Genomic DNA, 21,678 nt, shown 5'->3' with positions numbered 1-21,678 from the left:
GCCGTACGGACGCCGAAAGGGCGGGCCCCCTCCATCACGGAGGGGGCCCGCCCTTCAGCGCGTCTGGCGTCCGGCGCGAGACGGCAGCTACTCGGGGATACCGGGGATCAGGCCGTCACCCTCGGCCCGAAGCAGCTGCCGGACCTGGTCGATCGTCGCGTCGGCATCCGGGAGGATCAGGTCGGACGGCTCCAGCGAGTCGTCCGCCAGCGGGGTACCGAACTTCTTGACGGCACTCAGCAGTTCACCGAGCGCCCGCCGGAAGTGTTCCTCGTCCCCCGACTCCAGTGCGGCGAGGAGCTCCTCGTCCAGCTCGTTGAGCCGGTTCAGATGGGTCTCGCCCACCTCGAACTGGCCCTCCCCCATGACCCTCATGATCATGCCGTGCGTCTCCCTGGTTGGTGGGGTGAAGCTCAGATCACTTGTTGTAGTTGATACGCGGGGTGTCCTGCTGCGACGCGTCCTGCGCCTTGCCCTGCTCGATGGCCTGCGGGCCGGAGGACGGCGAGCCGCCCGTCAGCTCGGCCTTCATCCGGGCCAGCTCCAGCTCGACGTCCGAGCCGCCGGCCACGCGCTCCAGCTCCGCCTCGATGTCGTCCTTGCGGCCGAGCCCGCTGGCGTCGTCGAGCGCACCGGAAGCCAGCAGCTCGTCGATCGCACCCGCGCGGGCCTGCATCTGGGCGGTCTTGTCCTCGGCCCGCTGGATCGCCAGACCGACGTCGCCCATCTCCTCCGAGATACCGGAGAACGACTCGGCGATCCGGGTCTGTGCCTGGGCCGCGGTGTAGGTGGCCTTGATGGTCTCCTTCTTGGTGCGGAAGGCGTCCACCTTGGCCTGCAGCCGCTGGGAGGCGAGCGTGAGCTTCTCCTCCTCGGCCTGGAGCTGCTGGTACTGCGCCTCCAGGTCGGTGATCTGGGACTGCATGTTCGCCTTGCGGGTCAGCGCCTCGCGCGCGAGGTCCTCCCGGCCGAGCGAGAGCGCCTTGCGGCCCTGGTCCTCGTACTTCGCGGACTGCTGCTGGAGCTGGGTCAGCTGGAGTTCCAGGCGCTTGCGCGAGGTGGCCACGTCCGCGACGCCGCGACGTACCTTCTGGAGCAGCTCGAGCTGCTTCTGGTACGAATAGTCCAGCGTCTCTCGCGGATCCTCCGCCCGGTCCAAGGCCTTGTTCGCCTTGGAGCGGAAGATCAGCCCCATACGCTTCATGATTCCGTCGCTCATGGGCCTCGGGTGCCCCCTTCTCCGGCCTGCGGTCTCTATCTCGTTACCAGACACGACGAGTGTATGTGCAGCGAGCCCGTCGCCGCAGTGCACCTGCCTGCAACAAGACTGCTACAGCGACCCCCGCGACTGCCTCATCCCCGCGGTGGATCCGGCCCTCATCCCACCCACCGTCCTCCGGAGTGATCCCCTACGGGAAGACCCCCGGAAACCCGGCACCGGGCCCGGCCGCACGCGATCGATATGCGTTTGGGTCCGAGGACACCCGAAGAAGCGGTCCCGCACCCCGTACGCTGGTGGTGTGTTCCGACGCCGTTCAGATGATGCCGCCGCCTCCGCCGCTGTGCTGGAGAAGCAGGACGAGACGACCCAGGCCCGCGACCCGCAGGCGAAGAAGGGCCGCCCCACGCCCAAGCGCAGTGAGGCCGAGGCCAACCGGCGTACCCGGGTGACCGTGCCCAAGGACCGCAAGGAGGCCTCCCGCCAGGCGCGCGAGCGCATGCGCGCCGAGCGCGAGAAGCAGCGCACCGCGCTGCTGGAGGGCGACGAGCGCCACCTGCCGGCCCGCGACAAGGGCCCGGTGCGCAAGTTCGCCCGCGACTACGTGGACGCCCGCTGGTCGCTCGCCGAGTTCTTCCTGCCCGCCGCGGTGGTCATCCTGGTCCTCAGCATCGTGAAGGTGCCGGCCCTCCAGCTGCTCTCCACCGTGCTGTTCCTGGCCTTCTTCGTCCTGGTGATCCTGGACTTCGTCCGCCTCGGCTTCGGTCTGCGCAAGCAGCTCGCCGAGCGCTTCGCCGGCCAGAACACCCGCGGCGCGGTCGCCTACGGCGTGATGCGCATCCTGCAGATGCGCCGGCTCCGGCTGCCCAAGCCGCAGGTGCGGCGCGGGGAGAAGCCCTGACCGCCGAACCGGTGGACTCCGGCTGGGCCCCTCCCGCCTGGGAGGGGCCCGGCCTGTACGCGCTGCCGGGCCAGGGGGACGGCGGCCACGACCGGATCGCCCAGGAGCGCCGGCTGCCCTCGCGCAGCGGCTCCTTCGCCGGCGGCACCGGCCCCTGGCTGGACCGGCTCGGCAGCCTGCGCAACCTCGTCCGGCAGGAGATGGTCGCCCGGCAGCTCGCCGAGCAGCTGACCGGCCGCGACGCGCAGCGCGTCCTAGACATCGGCTGCGGCCAGGGCACCCAGGCGCTGCGCCTGGCCCGGGCCGGCCACTACGTCACCGGGATCGACTCCGACCCGGTCGCGCTCGGCGTCGCCCAGGGGGCGCTGGCCGAGGAACCGGCGGAGGTCCGCGGCCGGCTCCAGCTGCTCAGCGGCGACGGCCACCAGTGCGGACGCTGGTTCGGGCCGCGCAGCTTCGACGTCGTGCTCTGCCACGGCGTCCTGACCTACCTGCCGGACCCGGACCCGATGATCGCCTCGCTGGCCCGGCTGCTGGCCCCCGGCGGGCTGCTCTCCCTGCTGGTCCGCAACCGCGACGCGCTGGCCCTGCGTCCCGCCGCCGCCGGCGACTGGCGGGCCGCCCTGCACGCCTTCGAGAGCGACCGGTACTACAACCGGCTCGGGCTGGCCGCCCGCGCCGACCGGCTCGCCGACCTCGCCGTCACCCTCTCCGAGGTGTCCGTGCCGCTGCGGCACTGGTACGGCGTCCGGGTCTTCACCGACAACACGCCCGACGACGCGGCGCCGCCGGTGGACGGGCGGCAGCTGGCCCAGCTGCTCGAAGCCGAGGAGCGGGCCGGCCGCACCGACCCGTACCGGCAGGTCGCCGCGCTGCTGCACGTGTTCGGGGCCAAGTAGCCCGTCACTCGCCCCTGGCCTCCGGGGCGGGCGGCCCTCAGGCCTCGTGCAGGCTCATCGAGTAGATCTCCCGGCCGTCGTCGAGCAGGACCGCGGTGTCCACCCCGTCCTCGGCCAGCTGCTTCCAGGACTCCCCGATCCAGGTCTCGGCGTCCCCCTGGCCGGCGAACTCCTCCTCCTGGCCGCCGCCCGGGGCCACCACGGTGCCGTCCGCCTTCTCGTACCGCCACGTCCACACCATGCCCGGCTCCTCCTGTGTGCTGCCTGCCCTGTACGGCCCTGTGTGCTGCGCACCTTAGCCTGCCCGGTGGGATCTTCCGTATGCCTCGTCCGGCAGGATGAGCGGTATGGCAACTGCTCCCGCACTCCCCCGCACGCTGGTCCTCGGCGGTGCGCGCTCCGGCAAGTCCACCAAGGCCGAGCAGCTGCTCGGCCGGTACGAGGACGTGCTGTACGTGGCCACCAGCGGCACCCGGGACGACGACACCGACTGGGCGCAGCGGGTCACCCTGCACCGCGAGCGGCGGCCGGCGAGCTGGCGCACCGCCGAGACCTGCGACCTGGAGGCCGTACTGGCCGACGACGCGGACCGGGCGCCGGTGCTGATCGACTGTCTGGCGCTCTGGCTGACCGCCGTGATGGACGAGTGCGGTGCCTGGGACGACGCCGTGTGGGCGGAAGGCGGCGAAGCGGCGGTGCAGGCCCGGTGCGAGGCGCTCGCCGAGGCCTGGGCGGCGACCGGACGGCAGGTGGTCGCGGTCAGCAACGAGGTCGGCATGGGCGTCGTCCCGGCGACCGCCGCGGGCCGGCGCTTCCGGGACACGCTCGGAAGGCTGAACATGGCCGTGGCGGACGCCTCGGAACGCGTACTGCTGGTCGTGGCAGGGCAAGCCCTGACCATCAAATCGGTTGGCGTGTAGCCTTCCGACCGGTGACTCCTCCGCCTCGGTGATGAGGTGGCTTCTCACACGACCGCTTGCGCAGTCCCATGACGGCCAAGCCCTGACCGCTGCCTGGGGCAGACCTCGAATGTACTGCGCGTATCCCGCGCTGTGAGCGAGAAACGGATAAATGGACACGACCGTGGATCTCGACACGTTCTCCTCGCTCGTCGAGCGCCCCGACGAGAGTGCCCGGCGGGCCGCCGAGGAGCGCTGGCAGACGCTGGACCGGCCGCGCGGCGGGCTCGGCCGGCTGGAGGAGCTCGGCAGCTGGCTGTCGTCCGTACAGGGGCGCTCCCCGGTGCGGCCGCTGTCGGCCCCCAAGGTGCTGCTGTTCGCCGCCGACCACGGGGTGGCGGCCCTCGGGGTGTCCCGGCTGGCCGCGCAGGGCGGCACGGCCGCCCGGGTCCGGGCGGTCCTGGACGGCACCGCGCCGGTGGCACTGCTCGCCCGTCGGTTCGGCGCCGAAGTACGGGTGGTGGACGTCGCGGTGGACGCGGAACCGTCCGACTTCCCCGACGCGGTGGTCGCGCACCGCGTGCGTCGCGGCTCCGGCCGGATCGACCGCGAGGACGCACTGACGCCGGAGGAGACCGTCAAGGCCTTCCGGGCCGGGATGGCCGTCGCCGACGAGGAGGCCGACGCCGGGACGGACCTGGTGGTGCTGGGCGACCTCGGCGTCGGCTCGACCACGGTGGCGGCGGTGCTGGTCGGCGCGCTCTGCGGGACGGACGCGGCCGCGGTGACCGGGCGCGGCTCGGGCATCGACGACAAGGTGTGGATGGTCAAGTGCGCGGCCATCCGGGACTCGCTGCGGCGGGCCCGGCCGGTGCTCGGCGACCAGCTGGCACTGCTCGGCGCCACCGGCGGCGCCGACTTCGCCGCGATCACCGGCTTCCTGCTCCAGGCCGCGGTGCGGAAGCTGCCGGTCGTCCTGGACGGGGTGGTCTCGGCGGCCTGCGCGCTGGTCGCGCAGCGGATCGCGTTCCGGGCGCCCGAGTGGTGGCGGGCCGGGCAGTCCAGCGGCGAGCCGGCCCAGGCGAAGGCGTACGACCGGCTGACCCTGACGCCGCTCCAGGAGCAGGGGATCATCATGGGCGAGGGCATCGGTGCGCTGATGGCGCTGCCGCTGCTCCAGGCCGCGGCGGACACCCTGGCCGAGCAGGCGCCCGCGCCCTTCGTGCCGTCGGCGCCGAAGGAGCAGCCGAAGCTGCCGTCGGCGGCGGAGCTGCTGGGGCGGGTGTAGCGGGGCCCTGCCCGTTGGGGCAGAGAGCGACGGCCACCGGCCGTCGGCGCTCCAGGACCGATGGCGGCCTTCCGCCGCGCGCAGTTCCCGCCCCTCCCGGGCCGCGGTGCTGGGCGGTGACCGACCGAGGAACGGGTTCGTGCAGAGCAGAGACGACCAGGCCGGCTGGGGGGACGGACTGCGGTTCGGGTTCGGGACGCTGTCGGTGCTGCGGGTGCGGGTCGAGCGGTGGGACCGGGCGGCGGCGGGTCGGGCGATGGCGTCCGCCCCGGTGGTCGGGGTGGTGCTCGGGGCGATGGCGGCGGGCGCGGGGGCGCTGGTCGCGTGGCGTGCGGGCGGGCTGCTCGGCGCGGTGGCGGCGGTCGGGGTGCTGGCCGCACTGACCCGGGGGCTGCATCTGGACGGGCTGGCCGACGTCGCCGACGGCCTGGGCAGCGGCAAGCCGGCCGAGGATGCGCTGCGCATCATGAAGCAGTCGGACATCGGGCCGTTCGGCGTACTCACCCTGGTCCTCGTCCTGCTGGCCCAGATCGCCGCGGTGGCCGGGCAGTTCGACGCCTCGGTGCCGCACGGAGCACTCGCCGTCCTCACCTCGGCCACGGCCGCGCGGTGCGCGCTCGCCTGGGGGTGCCTGCGCTCGGTGCCGGCCGCCCGGCCGGGCGGGCTCGGTGCGATGGTCGCGGGGACGGTTTCGCCGGCCGCCGCGATCACGGCCACGGCCGGGTCGATGCTGGCGGCGGCCGCCGCCGGCATGGCCGACGGATGGTCAGTTCTCCGGCTTCCGCTGGCCGTTGCAGCCGGGCTCGGGTGCGCCTGGCTGCTGTTGCGACGCTGCGTACGGCGGTTGGACGGGATCACCGGGGACGTCCTCGGCGCGATGGCGGAGACCGCCGCGACCGGCACACTCCTGGCGCTCGCGCTGCTGGGCTGAGGCGCACCGGCGAACACCGGCAACGGACGACCGGGCACCGGGCGGCGCGTGATCCCAGCATGCGGACTACCATGCGTGGAGCACCGCAGCCCTGCACCGTCGCAGGTCCTGCCCGGCCGACGCGCGCCGAGGAGCCGGGGCTTCTGGTGTGTGCGGCCGCCGCGACCGGCGGGCGCACGCGCCAGGGGCCCCGGACCCGGCCCGCGCCACCGGGAGGCCCGCGGCGGCGGCTGGCTGCGCCGGTGCGGCAGCCGCGCCGCGACCGGTCGTGGACCGCGAAAGAACAGGACGCATTACGTGACTGCATTGTCTGTGAGCACCTCCTCCGCCGCCTCGCTGCGCGCGGACGCCCTGGTGATCGGTGTCGCGAAGGGCCCGAAGGGCATTGTGCTGGCCCCCGGTGCCGAGGCCGTGAGCGAGGCGTTCGAGGGCAAGCTGGCCGAGGTCCTCAGCACCCTGGGCGCGACCGGCGCCGAGGGCGAGACCGTCAAGGTGCCCTCCCCCGCCGGCCTGAAGGCCGCGCTCGTGCTCGCGGTCGGCCTCGGCGAGGCCGCCGACGGCGGCTACGGGTCGGAGGCGCTGCGCCGCGCCGCCGGTGTCGCCGCCCGCGCCCTGGCCGGCAGCAAGAAGGCCGCGCTGGCGCTGCCGGCCGAGTCGGCCGACGAGGTCGAGGCGGTCGCGCTGGGCGGCCTGCTCGGCTCCTACGCCTTCGGCACCTACAAGGGCAACGGCAACGGCAAGGAGCCGGTCGGCGAGCTCGTCCTGCTGGCCGCCCGCAAGGGCAGCAAGGACGCCAAGGCCGCCGTCGAGCGCGCCCTGGTCGTCGGCGAGGAGATGAACCGGGCCCGCGACCTGGTCAACACCGCCCCCAACGACCTGAACCCGAAGGGCTTCGCCGCGATCGCCCAGGCGGCCGGCAAGGAGCACGGCCTCAAGGTCGAGGTGCTGGACGAGAAGGCGCTGCTCAAGGGCGGCTTCGGCGGCCTGCTGGGCGTCGGCAACGGCTCGGTCAACCCGCCGCGACTGGTGAAGGTGGCCTACACCCACCCGAAGGCCAAGGCCAGCCTGGCGTTCGTCGGCAAGGGCATCACCTACGACTCGGGCGGCATCTCGCTGAAGCCGGCCGGCCACAACGAGACCATGAAGTGCGACATGGCCGGCGCCGCCGCCGTCTTCGCCGCCGTGGTCGCCGCCAAGCGGCTCGGCCTGGCCGTCAACGTCACCGCCTGGCTGGCGCTGGCGGAGAACATGCCGTCCGGCTCGGCCACCCGCCCGGGCGACGTGCTGAAGATGTACGGCGGCACGACCGTCGAGGTGCTGAACACCGACGCCGAGGGCCGTCTGGTGCTCGCCGACGCCATCGTGCGGGCCGGCGAGGAGAAGCCGGACGTGATCGTCGACGTCGCGACGCTGACCGGCGCGATGGTGCTGGCGCTGGGCCACCGCACCTTCGGCGTGATGGCCAACAACGACGAGCTGCGCGAGACGCTGCACACCGTCGCGGGCGAGGTCGGCGAGCAGTCCTGGCCGATGCCGCTGCCGGCCGAGCTGCGCAAGGGCATGACCGAGTCGACCATCGCCGACCTGGCCAACATGGGCGAGCGGATGGGCGGCGGCCTGGTGGCCGGTCTGTTCCTGAAGGAGTTCGTGGCCGAGGGCATCGACTGGGCCCACCTGGACATCGCCGGCCCGGCCTTCCACGAGGGCGCGCCGTTCGGCTACACCCCCAAGGGCGGCACCGCGAGCGCGGTGCGCACCCTGGTCCGCTTCGCCGAGCAGACCGCGGCGGGCAGCAAGGCCTGATCCGGAGCTTCGGAGCGGACGGGGTCCGGCGCGGGTGCGCCGGGCCCCGTCCGGCTTTCCGGGCGCGTCCACCGGGCGTCCGGCCGCCCGCACCGCTGTTACCTGCGGGTAAGGAACGAAGCCCCGCCCCGCACCCTTGTTCGCTGCGGGCGAAACTTTGTTCCACTGTGCGGAACCGGCCCGCCGACAGACAACCCGAAGCACCGTTCACACCGCTGTCAACCCCGCCCTGAGCTGCGATGATGCCCTTCCGTCGGGGGTATTCCCACCCCGGTGACCGCCCTGTGGGACACCCCCGGGGTGGACCCGGACATCAGCCGCCGTGAACAAGTGCGAAGATGTATTTCCGGCACGACTGGGCGCCTCACAAAGGCTTCCGACCCACCGGACCGCGACCGGCCCGGCGACCCACCCCATTGCATGGAGGACGTGACGTGGCGAACGACGCCAGCACCGTTTTCGACGTAGTCATTCTCGGAGGCGGAAGCGGCGGTTACGCCGCGGCGCTCCGCGCCGCTCAGCTGGGCCTGAGCGTCGCCCTGGTCGAGAAGGGTGAGCTGGGCGGCACCTGCCTGCACCGCGGCTGCATCCCGACCAAGGCGCTGCTGCACGCCGCCGAGATCGCGGACGAGACGAAGGAGGCCGCCGAGTTCGGCGTTCTGGCCACCTTCCAGGGCATCGACATCAACGGCGTCCACAAGTACAAGGACGACGTCATCGCCGGCCTGTACAAGGGCCTGCAGGGCCTGGTGGCCTCGCGCAAGGTGACCTTCATCCAGGGCGAGGGCAAGCTCTCCTCGCAGACCTCGGTGGACGTCAACGGCCAGCGCATCGAGGGCCGCCACATCGTCCTGGCCACCGGCTCCGTGCCGAAGTCGCTGCCGGGTCTGACCATCGACGGCGACCGCGTGATCTCCTCCGACCACGCGCTCAAGCTCGACCGCATCCCGAAGTCGGCCGTCATCCTCGGCGGCGGCGTGATCGGCGTCGAGTTCGCCTCGGTCTGGAAGTCCTTCGGCGTCGAGGTCACCATCGTCGAGGCGCTGCCGCACCTCGTCCCGCTGGAGGACGAGAACTCCTCCAAGCTGCTGGAGCGCGCGTTCCGCAAGCGCGGCATCAAGTTCGAGCTGAAGGCCCGCTTCTCCGGCGTCGAGTACACCGAGACCGGTGTGCGCGTCTCGACCGAGAACGGCAAGCAGATCGACGCCGACCTGCTGCTCGTCGCCATCGGCCGCGGCCCGGTCTCGGCCGGCCTCGGCTACGAGGAGAACGGCGTCGCGATGGACCGCGGCTACGTCCTCGTCGACGAGTACATGCGCACCAACGTGCCCACGATCTCCGCCGTCGGCGACCTCGCCCCGACCCTGCAGCTGGCCCACGTCGGCTTCGCCGAGGGCATCCTGGTGGCCGAGCGCCTGGCCGGTCTGAAGGCCGTGCCGATCGACTACGACGGTGTCCCGCGCGTGACCTACTCCAACCCCGAGGTCGCCTCCGTCGGCATCTCCGAGGCGAAGGCCGTCGAGCTGTACGGCAAGGAGAAGGTCGTCACCCTCAAGTACAACCTGGCCGGCAACGGCAAGAGCAAGATCCTGAAGACCGCCGGCGAGATCAAGCTCGTCCAGGTCAAGGACGGCGCCGTGGTCGGCGTCCACATGGTCGGCGCCCGCATGGGCGAGCAGGTCGGCGAAGCTCAGCTGATCTACAACTGGGAGGCGCTGCCGGCCGAGGTCGCGCAGCTCATCCACGCGCACCCGACCCAGTCCGAGGCCCTGGGCGAGGCGCACCTGGCGCTGGCCGGCAAGCCGCTGCACGCGCACGACTGATCGCGCCCCACCTTCCCCCATTCCAGTACGCAAGACTTGATAGGAGTCGCTGAAACCATGGCGGTCTCAGTAACACTGCCCGCGCTGGGCGAGAGCGTTTCCGAGGGCACCGTCACCCGTTGGCTGAAGGCCGAGGGTGAGCGCGTGGAGGTCGACGAGCCGCTGCTCGAGGTCTCGACCGACAAGGTCGACACCGAGATCCCGGCCCCGGCCTCGGGCATCCTGGCCTCGATCAAGGTCGGCGAGGACGAGACCGTCGAGGTGGGCGCCGAGCTGGCGGTCATCGACGACGGCTCCGGCGCCCCGGTCGCCGCTCCGGCCCCCGCCGCCGAGGCCGCCCCGGCTCCGGTCGCCGCTCCGGCCCCGGTCGTGGAGGCGCCCGCCGCCCCCGCTCCGGTCGCCGAGGCCCCGGCCGCGCCCGCCGCCCCGGCCGGCGACGCCACCCCGGTGCTGCTGCCCGCGCTGGGCGAGTCCGTCACCGAGGGCACCGTCACCCGCTGGCTGAAGGCCGAGGGTGACACCGTCGAGGTCGACGAGCCGCTGCTCGAGGTCTCCACCGACAAGGTCGACACCGAGATCCCGTCGCCGGTCGCCGGCACCCTGGTGAAGATCCTGGTCGGCGAGGACGAGAGCGCCGAGGTCGGCGCCCAGCTCGCGCTGATCGGCGCCGCCGGTGCCGTCGCCGCCGCCCCGGCCCCGGCTGCCGCTCCGGCCCCGGTTGCCGCCCCGGCTCCGGTCGCCCCGGCGGCTCCGGCCCCCGTTGCCCCGGCTGCCCCGGTCGCCGCTCCGGCTCCGGTCGCGCCGGCCGCTCCGGTTGCCCCGGCCGCCCCGGTTGCCGCCCCGGCTCCGGTTGCCGCTCCGGCCCCCGTCGCCGCTCCGGCTCCGGTCGCGCCGGCCGCCCCGGTGGCCGACAGCGGTGACGCCTACGTCACCCCGCTGGTGCGCAAGCTCGCCGCCGAGCAGGGCGTCGCCCTGGCCTCCGTCACCGGCACCGGTGTCGGCGGCCGGATCCGCAAGCAGGACGTCATCGCCGCCGCCGAGGCCGCCAAGGCCGCGCCGGCCCCCGTCGCCGTCCCGGCCGCCGCGCCGAAGGCCGCCGCCGCTGCGTCCCCGCTGCGCGGCGAGACGGTCAAGATGACCCGCATGCGCAAGGTCATCGGCGACAACATGCTGAAGGCCCTGCACGAGCAGGCCCAGCTGACCAGCGTGGTCGAGGTGGACGTCACCAAGATCATGTCGCTGCGCGGCAAGGCCAAGGACGCCTTCCTCGCCCGCGAGGGCGTGAAGCTGTCCCCGATGCCGTTCTTCGTCAAGGCCGCCGCCCAGGCGCTGAAGACCAACCCGGTCGTCAACGCCCGGATCAACGAGGCCGAGGGCACCATCACCTACTTCGACACCGAGAACATCGGTATCGCGGTGGACTCCGAGAAGGGTCTGATGACCCCGGTCATCAAGGGTGCGGGCGACCTCAACATCGCCGGCATCTCCAAGAAGACCGCGGAGCTGGCCAGCAAGGTGCGCGGCAACAAGATCACCCCGGACGAGCTGTCCGGCGCCACCTTCACGATCAGCAACACCGGCTCGCGCGGTGCGCTGTTCGACACCGTCATCGTGCCGCCGAACCAGGTCGCCATCCTGGGCATCGGCGCGACCGTCAAGCGCCCGGTCGTCATCGAGGCCGAGGGCGGCACCGCCATCGGCATCCGCGACATGACCTACCTCTCGCTCTCCTACGACCACCGCCTGGTGGACGGCGCCGACGCCGCCCGCTACCTGGTGGCCGTCAAGGAGATCCTGGAGGCCGGCGAGTTCGAGGTCGAGCTCGGCCTGTAAGGCTCCTCCGCCGCACTCCGGCGGAACTCCGGAACCCCGCGTCGCCCCCGGACGGCGCGGGGTTCCGCGTTCCCGGAGCGGACGGAGGAGGCCGGGCATCGGACGAACGGGGCCGGGCATCGGAAGAACGGGCGTTTCGCGGGCCCATCACATGCGCGGGCGCGGGCGAACGGGGATGCTGGAGCGGTGATGGACGAGACCGACTTCTGGCAGATCATCGACGACACCCGGGAGGCCGCCGAGGGCGACCCGGACGAGCAGGCGGAACGGCTGGTGGAGCGGCTCGTCCAACTGACCCCGGACGACGTCATCGACTTCGCCCGGCTCTTCGAGGCGCGGTTCCAGCGCGCCTACCGCACCGACCTCTGGGCCGCGGCGTACCTGCTGCTGGACGGTGCCTCGGAGGACAGCTTCGACTACTTCCGCTGCTGGCTGATCGGCCAGGGCCGGGACGTGTTCGAGGGCGGGCTCCACGAGCCGGACGACCTGGCCGACCTGCTCCCGGACTTCGACGAGGAGGAGGACGGCGAGGCCGAGGACCTCGGCTACGCCGCCGACGAGGCGTACGAGCAGCTGACCGGGCTGCCGCTGCCCGAGGTGGGCGAGCGGCAGCCCGCGCGGCCGTCGGGTGCCTCCCTGGACTTCGACGACCCGGACGCGATGGCGAAACGGTTCCCCAAGCTCTGGGAGCGTTACGGGGACTGAGCCGCCGGCACCGGGCCACGGGCGGGGCCACGGGCACCGGGCTGGGCCGCCGGCGCCGGGCCACGGGCGGGGCCGCGGGCACCGCAGCCGACAACGCTGCGCGGCCCGGGCCGTGGCGGCGCCACCGCCTCAGGCACCCGAGCCGGAGGCGGTGCCGTCCTGCTTGATGCCCTTGAGGATCTGGTCGAGGACGCCCGGGTCGGGCGCGCCCGCCGCGTCGTCCACGCCGCCCTCGAAGGCCACGTAGCCGCCGCCCTTGGCCGGGACGGCCACCATCAGCACGTAGCCCTTGGTGCCGTCCGAGGTGGTGATGTGCCAGCGCACCGCGTACCCGGAGACGCCCGCCACCGTGGTGTTGGAGGAGCCGGCGTCGGTGTGCGAGGTGATCCCGGTGAAGATCGCCCCCGCGTAGGTGGGCATCGCCGCCTCGGCGGCGGCCCGGGCCGACGTGCCGGAGATGGTGTCCTTCTCGACCGAGAACTGGCCGCGGATGCAGGAGCCGCCGGTCGGGCAGGTGTAGCGGCCGCTGCCCAGGAAGACCGTCGAATGCGTGGTGTCGGTCTGCGCGTCCCAGCCCTGGAATATCGGCACGGTGATGGAGTGCTGGGTGTCGGCGGCGGTGTCCTTGATCACCGGCACCGGCGGCAGGCTCGGCGTGGGCGTCGGCGTCGGGGTGGGCGTGCGCTTGGTCGGGCTGGCGGTCGGGCTGTTTGTGACGGTGACCGTCGGCACCGGCGTCGGGTCCGCCCGCGGAGTGTCGCCACCGCTGTTGAGCGCGATCGCGACCACCACGCCGACCACGACCAGCACCCCGGCCACGATGCCGATCACCACGCCGGGTTTGGTCCGCCCGGGCTTCGGGGGCGGCGGGTAGCCGCCCTGCGGGTAGCCGTAGGCGGGCTGGTTCTGTGCCGGGTAGCCGTATCCGGGCGCGCCCTGCTGCGGGGCGCCGTAGCCGTACGCGGGCGGCTGGGCGGGGGCCGCCTGCTGGGGGGTCTGCCAGGAGACCTGTGTCGGGGCGTCGGCGAGCCCGCCGCCGCCCGCCTGGACGGGGCGGACGTCGCTGGTCCAGGCGGTGCCGTCCCACCAGCGCTCATGACCGGCTGTGCCGTCCGCACCCGGTACCGGGTACCACCCGGGAGGCGTCGAGTTGCTCACGGCCGTACGGTACCCGGCGTGGCACTACTCCAGACAGGTTGGGTGTGTCACGACTCTGCTACCGGCCGGACACGAAATCCGACGGGTCGTCAGGGGGTCCGGCACCGGCGGGACGGAGGGTGCCGAGGGTGCCGAGGGTGCGGGCGGCCCCGGGCGGGCGGCGTGGGGCGGGCGGTTCAGGCCGCGAGCGGGCGGGCCATCCAGATGTCGTCCACGTACCGGCCGTCGATCAGGAACTCCTCCGTGAGCGAGCCCTCGACGACGAAGCCGCAGGCCTCGTAGAGGCGCCGGGCCGGGGCGTTGTGCCCGAGCACGCGCAGGGTGATCCGGCGGGCACCCTGCTCCCGGGCGGCCGTGCAGGCGGCCTCGACCAGAGCCCGGCCGAGGCCCCGGCCGCGGGCCGAGGAGTCGACCGCCAGCCCCTGGATCTGGCGCACGTGCCGGTTGCTGGCCAGCGGGGTGGGCGGGACCACCCGGACGTAGCCGACGACCCGGCCGCCGAGCAGCGCCAGCAGGAACTGGTCCGGGGTGTGGCGCTCGTCGAACACCGCGTCCCCCTCGGGCGGCTGCGGGGCGACGTCGCTCAGCCAGGACCAGGCCGCGCGGTTGAGCTCCGACAGCTGCTTCTCGTCCTCGGACCGAGCGGGGCGGATGATCAGATCTTCGTCGTGCATGCGCGTCATGCTAATCAGCGGCCCCCGGCCTGTACACGGAGTTCCGGCCCCCGGAAACTGCGAGGATGACCCCATGCGAATCGCGGTCACAGGCTCCACGGGATTGATCGGCTCGGCACTCGTCCGCTCCCTGCTGGCGGACGGCCACGAGGTGGTCCGGCTGGTCCGGCACCGCTCCCGGACCGGCCCGCAACCGGACGGGTCGACGGCGATCGGCTGGAACCCGCTGCTCGGGCAGGTCGACCGGGACGGGCTCGCCGGGGTCGAGGCGGTGGTCCACCTGGCGGGATCCGGGGTCGGCGACCGCCGGTGGACGGACGCCTACAAGCGGGATATCCGGGAGAGCCGGGTGCTCGGCACCGAGACGCTGGCCGTCGCGCTGGCCGGGCTGAAGGAGCCTCCGCGGGTCTTCGTCAGCGCCTCGGCGGTCGGCCGGTACGGGCAGACCGGGGATGCGGTGATCGACGAGGACTCCCCCGCCGGGGACGACTTCCTGGCCGAGGTCTGCGTCGAGTGGGAGGCCGCGGCCCGGCCGGCCGAGCGCGCCGGGATCCGGGTGGTCCACCCGCGCACCGGGATGGTGCTCTCTGCCAAGGGCGGGGCCGGCGGGCGGCTCTTCCCGCTCTTCAAGCTGGGCCTCGGCGGGCGGCTCGGCGACGGGCGGCAGTACTGGAGCTTCATCTCGCTGGCGGACGAGGTCGCGGCGCTGCGGTTCCTGATCGACCGGGACGACCTGAGCGGCGCGTTCAACCTCAGCGCGCCGGAGCCGGTGACCAACGGCGAGCTGACGGCGGCGCTGGGGCGGGCGCTGAAGCGGCCGACGCCGTTCCCGGTGCCGACGCCGGTGCTGAAGGCGGTGCTGGGCGAGCTGGCGATCGAGGTGGTGGGCAGCCACCGGGTGGTGCCGAAGCGGCTGCTGGAGGCGGGCTTCCGCTTCGAGCACCCGGACGTGGACTCGGCGGTGCGGGCGGCGCTGTAGCGCTCCTGCGGCGGGGCGCGTCGCGTGGTGCCGAGGGGGCGTGTCGCGTAGCAGCGAGCCGCTTCCCGGGCGGGCTGCGTCGTGCCTGCGAGCCGCGTCCGGGGCGGGTCGCCGTCCGCGCGGGTGCCGCAGGCCCGCGTACGCCCGCTCCGGCGGCGACGCCGGCCAGGGGCATATGCCGAGCGGGGGGCGGTCGGGGCTCCGGCTGGGGGCGCACGGGAGCACGAAGTGGGCGCGCCGCACGCCCCCGGTGACCGTGCGCGCCCGCAGACCCCCGAACCCGGCCCCTTGGGCCACAGTCCGTGACGGCGCCGCCATCTCGTGCGGCCGAACCCTCCCCGGCGCCGGATACGGCCCGATGCGCTTGTCTGACGCTCACACTGACTGGGCATCACATCGTCGGACCGTGTCCCGGCACCCCGCTGCCTGCGTCGGCCGAAGCTCCGGGACCAGGGAGGGAGCACGCCAGTGCCCACGTACGACTTCACTCGCCGCGCCCGCCGACAGTCCGACCCGGACGTCGTCGTGGTGGGCGCCGGACTCGCGGGCCTGGCCGCCGCCCGCGTACTGACCGGCCACGGACTGACCGTCCACGTCCTGGAGACCACGGACCGCGTCGGCGGCCGGATGGCCACCCGCGAACTGGACGGTTTCCGGCTCGACCACGGCAGCCAACTGCTCAACACCGCCTACCCGGAGCTACGCCGCGTCCTCGACCTGGACCGCCTCGAACTGCGCCCGCTCGCGCCCGGCGTACTCGTGCACGGCGGCGGCCGCCGCTACCGCGCCGGGGACCCGCAGCTGACCACCGCCCGGCAGGCCGCCACCCGGGCCCCGCTGGGCAACCCGCTGGACAAGGCCCGGCTGGGCAGCTGGCTCAGCCGGCTGGCCGCCACCCCGGCCGGCCGGCTCCAGGCCCGGCCGGAGACCACAGCCGCCCGTGCGCTCACCGAACGCGGCCTCGCCCCGCGCACCGTCGACGGCTTCCTGCGGCCGCTGCTCGCCGCCCTGCTCAGCGACCCGGCCCTGGGCACCTCCAGCCGGATCGCCGACCTGGTGCTGCGCAGCTACGCACGCGGCCGGCTCTGTCTGCCCGCCGGCGGCATAGCGGCGGTGCCGGCCCAGCTGGCCGCCGCGCTGCCCGCCGGGACGGTGCGCACCGGGGTGCAGGTCACCTCGATCGCGGCCGACGGCGTGGAGACCGCCGGGCACGGGCGGATCGGCGCGCAGGCCGTGGTGGTGGCGACCGGGGCGCGGTCCGCCGCCGGGCTGCTGCCGGGCCTGCGGCTGCCGGACTTCCACCCCGTCACGACCTTCTACCACGCGGCCGACCGGGCGCCGATCGGCGAGGCCGTCCTGCTGCTGGACGGCGACCGTCCGGGCGGGCGGCCGCCGCTGGTCTCGCACTCGGTGGTGCTCAGCGAGCTGCACCCCTCGTACGCCCCGGCCGGGCAGGCCCTGGTCGCCACCACGGTGCTCGGACGGCGCTCGTTCGACGCCGGCGGCCCGGCCGCGCTGGAACCGGCGGTGCGCGCGCGGCTGGCGGAGCTGTACGGCGCGCCGACCAAGGGGTGGCAGTTCCTGAGCGTGCGCCACGTCCCCGACGCGGTACCGACCATGCCGCCGCCGCACAACCACCGGCGCCCGGTGCGGCTGCTGGCCGGGCTGTACGTCTGCGGGGACCACCGGGACACCAGCACCGCCCAGGGTGCGCTGGTCTCGGGCCGGCGGGCGGCGCAGGCCGTGGTGCGCGACCTGGGACTGCCGACCGGCGCCCGCGAGGCGGAGGCGGCGGCCTGACGCGGACCCGGACGGGGGCGGGTCACGAGGACCTTCGGGGCCGGCCCCGCCGCGGTGGACGCCGGGCACCTGCCCTCGTCCACCGCGACGGCGCTGGTCGGCGCGGGCATGCTCCGGGTGCTGCCCGACCCGCTCCCGGCGCTGCTCGTGCCGCCGCCGCTCCCGGCGCTGCCCTTCCCGCTGCCGCTCCCGGCGCTGCCCTTCCCGCTGCCGGTGCTGGTCCCCCCGCTCCCGGCGCAGGGGCCGCGCGGCGGCGTCCGCCCGCCGGCCGCCGCGGGTGAGCGCCGGGAGCGGGTGGTCGAGGGTCAGATCACCCCCGCCTGGCGGGCCGTCTCCTCGAAGGCACGGGCCACCGGGCTGCCGCGGTACGGGGTGAGCCGGCGGTGGAAGTCCCGGACGTACTCCAGCGAGCGGGCCGAGCGCATCTCGCCGGCCGCGCGCAGGGCGTCGGTGGCCATGGTGCACGCCTCGTCGAGGTCGCCCATGCCGAGCCGGGCGGTGGCCAGCACCATCCGGCAGAAGATCCGGCTCCGGGCGTAGGCGGGCGAGCGCAGCCGCAGCGACTTCTCGGCGTGCTGGGCGGACGTCCGCCACTGCTGGAGGTCCCGGTAGCAGTGGGCGAACTCGTCGGAGAGCTGGGCCTCGTCGAAGTACCGGGCCCAGGAGGGCAGTTCGTCGCCGGCCCGGGCCGCTGCCAGCGACCGCTCGGAGCGGACCAGCGCGGTGGTGCAGGCCCGGACGTCGCCGAGCAGGCCGTGCCCGCGCGCCTCGGCGGCGTGCAACAGCGCCTGCACGGTGGGCGGTACGGCGGTGCCGACGCCCTGCTGGGCGACCCGGGCCAGCTGGACGGCCTCCCGGCCGTGGCCGAGGTGCACCGCCTGCTGGCTCATCGTCACCAGGACGTAGCCGCCGAGCGCGCGGTCCCCCGCGGCCTGGGAGAGCCGCAGCGCCTGGACGAAGTAGCGCTGGGCCAGGCCGTGCGCGGCGATGTCGAAGGACGTCCAGCCGGCCAGCCTGGTCAGGTCGGCCACCGCGCCGAACAGCGCCCGGCCGATCTGCTCGCCGTACCGGCCGCGCAGCATCGGTTCGGCCTCGCTCTCCAGGTAGCGGACCAGCGCCTGGCGGGCGTGGCCGCCCCCGTAGGCGTGGTCCAGCGCGCGGAAGAGGTCCCCGACGGCGCGGATCGCGGCGATGTCGCCCCGGCCGACCCGCAGCGCCGGACGCTGCTCACGGGCCGGGTCGGTGTACGGCGGCTCGACGGCGACGGGCGGGCGCCGGCTCTGGCTCGGCACCCGGCCGAGCGCGGTCGACGCCGCCTGCCCGGCGGCCGAGGGCGGGACGGAGGCCCGGGAGGAGGGCGCACCGGAGGCCGGGGCCGGGCCGCGCACCGGGGGTGCGGCGGGCGCACCGGGCGCGGCGGCGGACGGTGCGCCGGGGGCGTCCGGGCGGGGCAGGGTGGAGCCGTCCCGGGCGACGCGCTCGTCCGTCCGGCCGATCAGCCAGTCCCGGCTGGGGACGACCAGCCCGGCCGGGGTGAAGGCGATCCGGCGCAGCTCGGACTGCGGGCCGTTGTCCTTGCGCCACATGCTCGCCACGATGTCCACCGCCTCCTGCGGCGTCTCGGCGAACTCCAGGCCCGCGTAGACCGGGGCGCAGGCGTCCAGGCCGAGGTCCTGGGCGGTGAGGCGGCGGCCGAGCCGGCGGGTGAAGACCTCGGCGATCAGGGCCGGGGTGGCGCCGCGCGGCTGCTGGCCGCGGAGCCAGCGGGTGACGGAGGTCTTGTCGTACCGCAGGTCGAGGCCGTGTTCCAGGCCGAGCTGGTCGACCCGGCGGGCCAGGCCGGCGTGCGAGAACCCGGCCTCCTCGATCAGGGCGGCCAGCTGGCCGTTCTGCGGACCCGGGCCGGAGTGGCCGGCCGTGGGCGGGGGCGGTGCGGGTGCGGGCGCGGCAGAGTCGTCCGGGGCGGCGGCAGCGCCCTGGTGCCGTTCGGGCGTGACGGACGTGATCGGCGCGGGCACTCGCAACTCGTCGGCGGTCGGGGCGTCGGGGGCGTCCGGAAGGGCCCGGCCGACCGGACCTCGGTGCTGGTCGAGCGGGTCGAGCGGTCCGTACGCCGGGCTGTCGGTTGCAGGCCGTTGGGGCATAGTCAGTCAACACCTCTCGGACGCCGCACGGCTCCACCAGCACTTCGGCTGCCTGTGGCGGCGCCCCCTGTCGGGAATCGGCGCGAATGTAGCGAGCATTCGGGCGCTATGGGTGGTTCTGGCCGAGCAATCCTCCGAACGGGTGAAGCATCGGCGCCCATTGTGGGGAAGCCCGGACAGGATGGGTTTGGCTCCAGGTGGCCGAACCGCCGATCGATGGTCGTAGTGATGACCGCCATGGTTCACCGGAGTGCTGTAGGCCCCCGCCACATAGGAGCCGGGCCGCAGGATTCCTACCGTTCTCGGCCATGGACACCACTTCAGCCCGCCCGCTCGACGGCCGTACGGCCCTGGTCACCGGGGCCGCCTCGGGCATCGGCCGGGCCTGCGCGGAGGCCTTCGCCGAGGCCGGCGCCCGGGTCTACGTCGTCGACCTCTCGGCCGCCCCGGCCCGGGAGCTCGCCGAGCGGATCGGCGGCGTCGCCCACGTCGCGGACCTCTCCGACCCGGAGGCGGTCGAGGGCCTGCCGGACGACGCCGACATCGTGGTCAACAACGCCGGCCTCCAGCACGTGGCGCCCGTGCACGAGTTCCCGCTGGAACGCTTCACCCTGATCCAGCGGGTGATGGTCGAGGCCCCGTTCCGCATCCTGCGCCGCACCCTGCCGCACATGTACGAGCGTGACTGGGGGCGGGTGGTCAACATCTCCTCCGTCCACGGCCTGCGCGCCAGCGCCTTCAAGTCGGCCTACGTGACCGCCAAGCACGCGCTGGAGGGGCTGAGCAAGACGGTCGCCCTGGAGGGCGCGCCGTACGGCGTCACCAGCAACTGCATCAACCCCGGCTACGTCCGCACCCCGCTGGTGGAGCGCCAGATCGCCGGCCAGGCGCTGGCGCACGGCATCCGCGAGGACGAGGTGGTGGAGCAGATCATGCTCGACCGCACCGCCGTGAAGCGGCTCATCGAACCCGACGAGGTGGCCCAGCTCGCCCTCTGGCTCTGCTCCCCGCACGCCTCCTACATCACCGGTGCCAGCCTCCCCGTCGACGGCGGCTGGACCGCGCACTGATGCTCCCCGCCGTACCCCGCCCGTCCCCCTCCGAGAGGCTTGATCCCATGGCCAGTTCTCCCACCGTCGCGAGACCGGGCTCACCGCTCTGGAAGGTGGTCGGTGCCAGCCTGATCGGCACCACCATCGAGTGGTACGACTACTTCCTGTACGGCACCGCCGCGGCGCTGGTCTTCGGCAAGGTGTTCTTCCCGGCGAGCGATCCGCTGACCGGGACCCTGCTCTCCTTCCTCACCTACGCGATCGGGTTCGCCGCCCGGCCTCTCGGCGCGCTGGTCTTCGGGCACTTCGGCGACCGGATCGGCCGGAAGAAGCTGCTGGTGGTGAGCCTGCTGCTGATGGGCGGGTCGACCACACTGATCGGGCTGCTGCCGACGTACCACCAGGTCGGCGTGGCGGCACCGGTGCTGCTCACCCTGCTGCGGCTGGTGCAGGGCTTCGCGCTCGGCGGCGAGTGGGGCGGCGCGGTGCTGCTGGTGTCCGAGCACGGCGACGCCCGGCGGCGCGGGTTCTGGGCGTCCTGGCCGCAGGGCGGCGCACCGGCCGGGAACCTGCTGGCGGCGGGCGTGCTCTCGCTGCTGACCACCGTGCAGTCCGACGCCACCTTCCTCTCCTGGGGCTGGCGGGTGCCGTTCCTGCTGTCGGCGCTGCTGGTCGCGGTGGGGATGTGGATCCGGCTGGCGGTGGACGAGTCCCCGCTGTTCAAGGCGGCGCTGGCCCGCTCCGAGGCACGCAAGGCCTCGCAGCGGCAGGCCGAGCAGCCGCCGCTGGTCGCCGTGGTGCGGCACCACTGGCGGGAGGTGCTGGTGGCGATGGGCGCCCGGATGGCGGAGAACATCTCCTACTACGTGATGACCACGTTCGTCCTGGCCTACGCCGTGACCCGGGTGCACCTGCCCAAGCAGACCGCGCTGAACGCGGTGCTGATCGCCTCGGCGGTCCAGTTCGCGCTGATCCCGCTCTTCGGGGCGCTCTCCGACCGGGTCGGCCGCAAGCCGGTGTACCTGGTCGGCGCGGTGGGCGTCGGGATCTGGGCGTTCGTCTTCTTCGGGCTGGTGGACACGAAATCGTTCGGCTCGCTGGTGCTGGCGGTGACCGTCGGGCTGGTCTTCCACAGCGCCATGTACGCACCGCAGGCGGCCTTCTTCTCCGAGATGTTCGCCACCCGGATGCGGTACTCGGGTGCGTCGATCGGCGCCCAGTTCGCCTCGGTGGCGGCCGGCGCGCCCGCGCCGCTGATCGCGACCGCGCTGCTGAAGGACTACGGCAGTTCCACCCCGATCGCGGTGTACGTGGCGATCGCCGCCGCGGTCACCGTCCTCGCGGTGCTCTGCGGCCGGGAGACCCGCGGCAGCGACCTCACGGAGATCGAGCCGGAGTCCGCTCCCGAGGCCGTGGCGCTCGCCAAGCCCGCGACCGCCTGACACCCCGTTCCACGGCCGGCGCTCATGACCGGATGGGCGCCGGCCCGCTACGGCCACCGGGGCTGAGCAGCTACGATCGCGCTTCCGTCCCTGGGGCCTGTCCCCGAAGCAGCGTCGTCCGCCCGGAC

Annotated in this window: 19 protein-coding genes; 13 read left to right on the top strand and 6 right to left on the bottom strand. The window is 74.0% G+C overall.

Going from position 1 to position 21,678, the window contains the following annotated elements; genetic code table 11:
* Window positions 1–87 precede the first annotated feature (87 nt).
* Together pspAA and ACZ5WK_RS06540 are read right to left on the bottom strand one after the other, a co-directional pair.
* Window positions 88–381 carry a PspA-associated protein PspAA gene (gene pspAA / locus ACZ5WK_RS06545; RefSeq protein ID WP_396319443.1) on the bottom strand — a complete coding sequence of 98 codons (294 nt, stop codon included), beginning with the start codon at window positions 379–381 and terminating at the stop codon, window positions 88–90.
* 37 nt (window positions 382–418) lie between these two features.
* A complete protein-coding gene (locus ACZ5WK_RS06540; RefSeq protein WP_465545581.1) occupies window positions 419–1,219 on the bottom strand; it encodes a PspA/IM30 family protein in 801 nt (266 codons plus the stop codon).
* Window positions 1,220–1,520: 301 nt separating this feature from the next.
* Here ACZ5WK_RS06540 and ACZ5WK_RS06535 point away from each other — a divergent pair, with 301 nt between their 5' ends.
* Together ACZ5WK_RS06535 and ACZ5WK_RS06530 are read left to right on the top strand one after the other, a co-directional pair.
* Window positions 1,521–2,120 (top strand): DUF3043 domain-containing protein, encoded by a 600-nt coding sequence (locus ACZ5WK_RS06535; protein WP_396319445.1) that lies wholly within the window; start codon window positions 1,521–1,523, stop codon window positions 2,118–2,120.
* Window positions 2,121–2,320: 200 nt separating this feature from the next.
* Window positions 2,321–3,019 (top strand): methyltransferase domain-containing protein, encoded by a 699-nt coding sequence (locus ACZ5WK_RS06530; protein ID WP_465545936.1) that lies wholly within the window; start codon window positions 2,321–2,323, stop codon window positions 3,017–3,019.
* Window positions 3,020–3,056: 37 nt separating this feature from the next.
* Here ACZ5WK_RS06530 and ACZ5WK_RS06525 read toward each other — a convergent pair whose 3' ends face one another.
* Window positions 3,057–3,260 (bottom strand): hypothetical protein, encoded by a 204-nt coding sequence (locus ACZ5WK_RS06525; RefSeq protein WP_359802666.1) that lies wholly within the window; start codon window positions 3,258–3,260, stop codon window positions 3,057–3,059.
* A gap of 106 nt (window positions 3,261–3,366) precedes the next feature.
* Here ACZ5WK_RS06525 and cobU point away from each other — a divergent pair, with 106 nt between their 5' ends.
* The 7 genes from cobU to ACZ5WK_RS06490 all read left to right on the top strand — a co-directional run bounded on the left by cobU (window position 3,367) and on the right by ACZ5WK_RS06490 (window position 12,301).
* On the top strand, window positions 3,367–3,939 hold the full coding sequence (gene cobU / locus ACZ5WK_RS06520; RefSeq protein WP_465545578.1) for a bifunctional adenosylcobinamide kinase/adenosylcobinamide-phosphate guanylyltransferase: 573 nt from the start codon (window positions 3,367–3,369) through the stop codon (window positions 3,937–3,939).
* 151 nt (window positions 3,940–4,090) lie between these two features.
* Window positions 4,091–5,206 (top strand): nicotinate-nucleotide--dimethylbenzimidazole phosphoribosyltransferase, encoded by a 1,116-nt coding sequence (locus ACZ5WK_RS06515; RefSeq protein WP_465545576.1) that lies wholly within the window; start codon window positions 4,091–4,093, stop codon window positions 5,204–5,206.
* 139 nt (window positions 5,207–5,345) lie between these two features.
* Window positions 5,346–6,137, top strand: a complete 792-nt coding sequence (locus ACZ5WK_RS06510; protein WP_465545574.1) for an adenosylcobinamide-GDP ribazoletransferase — start codon at window positions 5,346–5,348, stop codon at window positions 6,135–6,137.
* A 297-nt stretch (window positions 6,138–6,434) separates the two neighbouring features.
* Window positions 6,435–7,940, top strand: a complete 1,506-nt coding sequence (locus tag ACZ5WK_RS06505; protein ID WP_465545572.1) for a leucyl aminopeptidase — start codon at window positions 6,435–6,437, stop codon at window positions 7,938–7,940.
* Window positions 7,941–8,374: 434 nt separating this feature from the next.
* Window positions 8,375–9,763, top strand: coding sequence for a dihydrolipoyl dehydrogenase (lpdA, locus tag ACZ5WK_RS06500; RefSeq protein WP_449770487.1), 1,389 nt, complete (start codon window positions 8,375–8,377; stop codon window positions 9,761–9,763).
* Window positions 9,764–9,820: 57 nt separating this feature from the next.
* Entirely contained in the window at window positions 9,821–11,596 is a 1,776-nt protein-coding gene (sucB, locus tag ACZ5WK_RS06495) for a 2-oxoglutarate dehydrogenase, E2 component, dihydrolipoamide succinyltransferase (RefSeq protein WP_465545570.1), read from the top strand.
* 189 nt (window positions 11,597–11,785) lie between these two features.
* On the top strand, window positions 11,786–12,301 hold the full coding sequence (locus ACZ5WK_RS06490) for a DUF4240 domain-containing protein (protein WP_396319453.1): 516 nt from the start codon (window positions 11,786–11,788) through the stop codon (window positions 12,299–12,301).
* 129 nt (window positions 12,302–12,430) lie between these two features.
* On the opposite strand, the gene ACZ5WK_RS06485 is transcribed toward ACZ5WK_RS06490, so the two are convergent.
* Window positions 12,431–13,459 carry a DUF2510 domain-containing protein gene (locus tag ACZ5WK_RS06485; RefSeq protein WP_465545567.1) on the bottom strand — a complete coding sequence of 343 codons (1,029 nt, stop codon included), beginning with the start codon at window positions 13,457–13,459 and terminating at the stop codon, window positions 12,431–12,433.
* Between the two features lie 176 nt (window positions 13,460–13,635).
* The gene (locus ACZ5WK_RS06480; RefSeq protein WP_465545565.1) at window positions 13,636–14,133 is read right to left on the bottom strand and encodes a GNAT family N-acetyltransferase; all 498 of its coding nucleotides are present in this window, start codon (window positions 14,131–14,133) and stop codon (window positions 13,636–13,638) included.
* 73 nt (window positions 14,134–14,206) lie between these two features.
* On the opposite strand from ACZ5WK_RS06480, the gene ACZ5WK_RS06475 reads away from it, so the two are divergent.
* Window positions 14,207–15,112: a TIGR01777 family oxidoreductase gene (locus ACZ5WK_RS06475; RefSeq protein ID WP_465545563.1), complete on the top strand. Its 906-nt coding sequence runs from the start codon at window positions 14,207–14,209 to the stop codon at window positions 15,110–15,112.
* Between the two features lie 468 nt (window positions 15,113–15,580).
* Window positions 15,581–16,912, top strand: a complete 1,332-nt coding sequence (locus ACZ5WK_RS06470; protein WP_465545561.1) for an NAD(P)/FAD-dependent oxidoreductase — start codon at window positions 15,581–15,583, stop codon at window positions 16,910–16,912.
* A gap of 305 nt (window positions 16,913–17,217) precedes the next feature.
* On the opposite strand, the gene ACZ5WK_RS06465 is transcribed toward ACZ5WK_RS06470, so the two are convergent.
* Window positions 17,218–19,056: a regulator gene (locus ACZ5WK_RS06465; RefSeq protein ID WP_465545559.1), complete on the bottom strand. Its 1,839-nt coding sequence runs from the start codon at window positions 19,054–19,056 to the stop codon at window positions 17,218–17,220.
* A 308-nt stretch (window positions 19,057–19,364) separates the two neighbouring features.
* Between ACZ5WK_RS06465 and ACZ5WK_RS06460 the strand changes: the two genes are divergently transcribed.
* Together ACZ5WK_RS06460 and ACZ5WK_RS06455 are read left to right on the top strand one after the other, a co-directional pair.
* Window positions 19,365–20,126 (top strand): 3-hydroxybutyrate dehydrogenase, encoded by a 762-nt coding sequence (locus tag ACZ5WK_RS06460; protein WP_465545557.1) that lies wholly within the window; start codon window positions 19,365–19,367, stop codon window positions 20,124–20,126.
* Between the two features lie 47 nt (window positions 20,127–20,173).
* Window positions 20,174–21,550: an MFS transporter gene (locus ACZ5WK_RS06455; protein ID WP_465545555.1), complete on the top strand. Its 1,377-nt coding sequence runs from the start codon at window positions 20,174–20,176 to the stop codon at window positions 21,548–21,550.
* Window positions 21,551–21,678: the final 128 nt, after the last annotated feature.

Source organism: Kitasatospora sp. NPDC032757 (assembly GCF_055579305.1).
The sequence above is the reverse complement of the archived record's forward strand: the minus strand, read 5'-3'. Positions and strand labels throughout refer to the sequence as shown.

Coding starts and splice junctions, on each gene's coding strand:
- ACZ5WK_RS06480 (WP_465545565.1), bottom strand. CDS start 14,133: ATGCACGACGAAGATCTGATCATCCGCCCCGCTCGGTCCGAGGACGAG.
- ACZ5WK_RS06475 (WP_465545563.1), top strand. CDS start 14,207: ATGCGAATCGCGGTCACAGGCTCCACGGGATTGATCGGCTCGGCACTC.
- ACZ5WK_RS06525 (WP_359802666.1), bottom strand. CDS start 3,260: ATGGTGTGGACGTGGCGGTACGAGAAGGCGGACGGCACCGTGGTGGCC.
- ACZ5WK_RS06530 (WP_465545936.1), top strand. CDS start 2,321: ATGGTCGCCCGGCAGCTCGCCGAGCAGCTGACCGGCCGCGACGCGCAG.
- ACZ5WK_RS06455 (WP_465545555.1), top strand. CDS start 20,174: ATGGCCAGTTCTCCCACCGTCGCGAGACCGGGCTCACCGCTCTGGAAG.
- ACZ5WK_RS06515 (WP_465545576.1), top strand. CDS start 4,091: ATGGACACGACCGTGGATCTCGACACGTTCTCCTCGCTCGTCGAGCGC.
- sucB (WP_465545570.1), top strand. CDS start 9,821: ATGGCGGTCTCAGTAACACTGCCCGCGCTGGGCGAGAGCGTTTCCGAG.
- pspAA (WP_396319443.1), bottom strand. CDS start 381: ATGATCATGAGGGTCATGGGGGAGGGCCAGTTCGAGGTGGGCGAGACC.
- ACZ5WK_RS06460 (WP_465545557.1), top strand. CDS start 19,365: ATGGACACCACTTCAGCCCGCCCGCTCGACGGCCGTACGGCCCTGGTC.
- ACZ5WK_RS06465 (WP_465545559.1), bottom strand. CDS start 19,056: ATGCCCCAACGGCCTGCAACCGACAGCCCGGCGTACGGACCGCTCGAC.
- cobU (WP_465545578.1), top strand. CDS start 3,367: ATGGCAACTGCTCCCGCACTCCCCCGCACGCTGGTCCTCGGCGGTGCG.
- ACZ5WK_RS06490 (WP_396319453.1), top strand. CDS start 11,786: ATGGACGAGACCGACTTCTGGCAGATCATCGACGACACCCGGGAGGCC.
- ACZ5WK_RS06540 (WP_465545581.1), bottom strand. CDS start 1,219: ATGAGCGACGGAATCATGAAGCGTATGGGGCTGATCTTCCGCTCCAAG.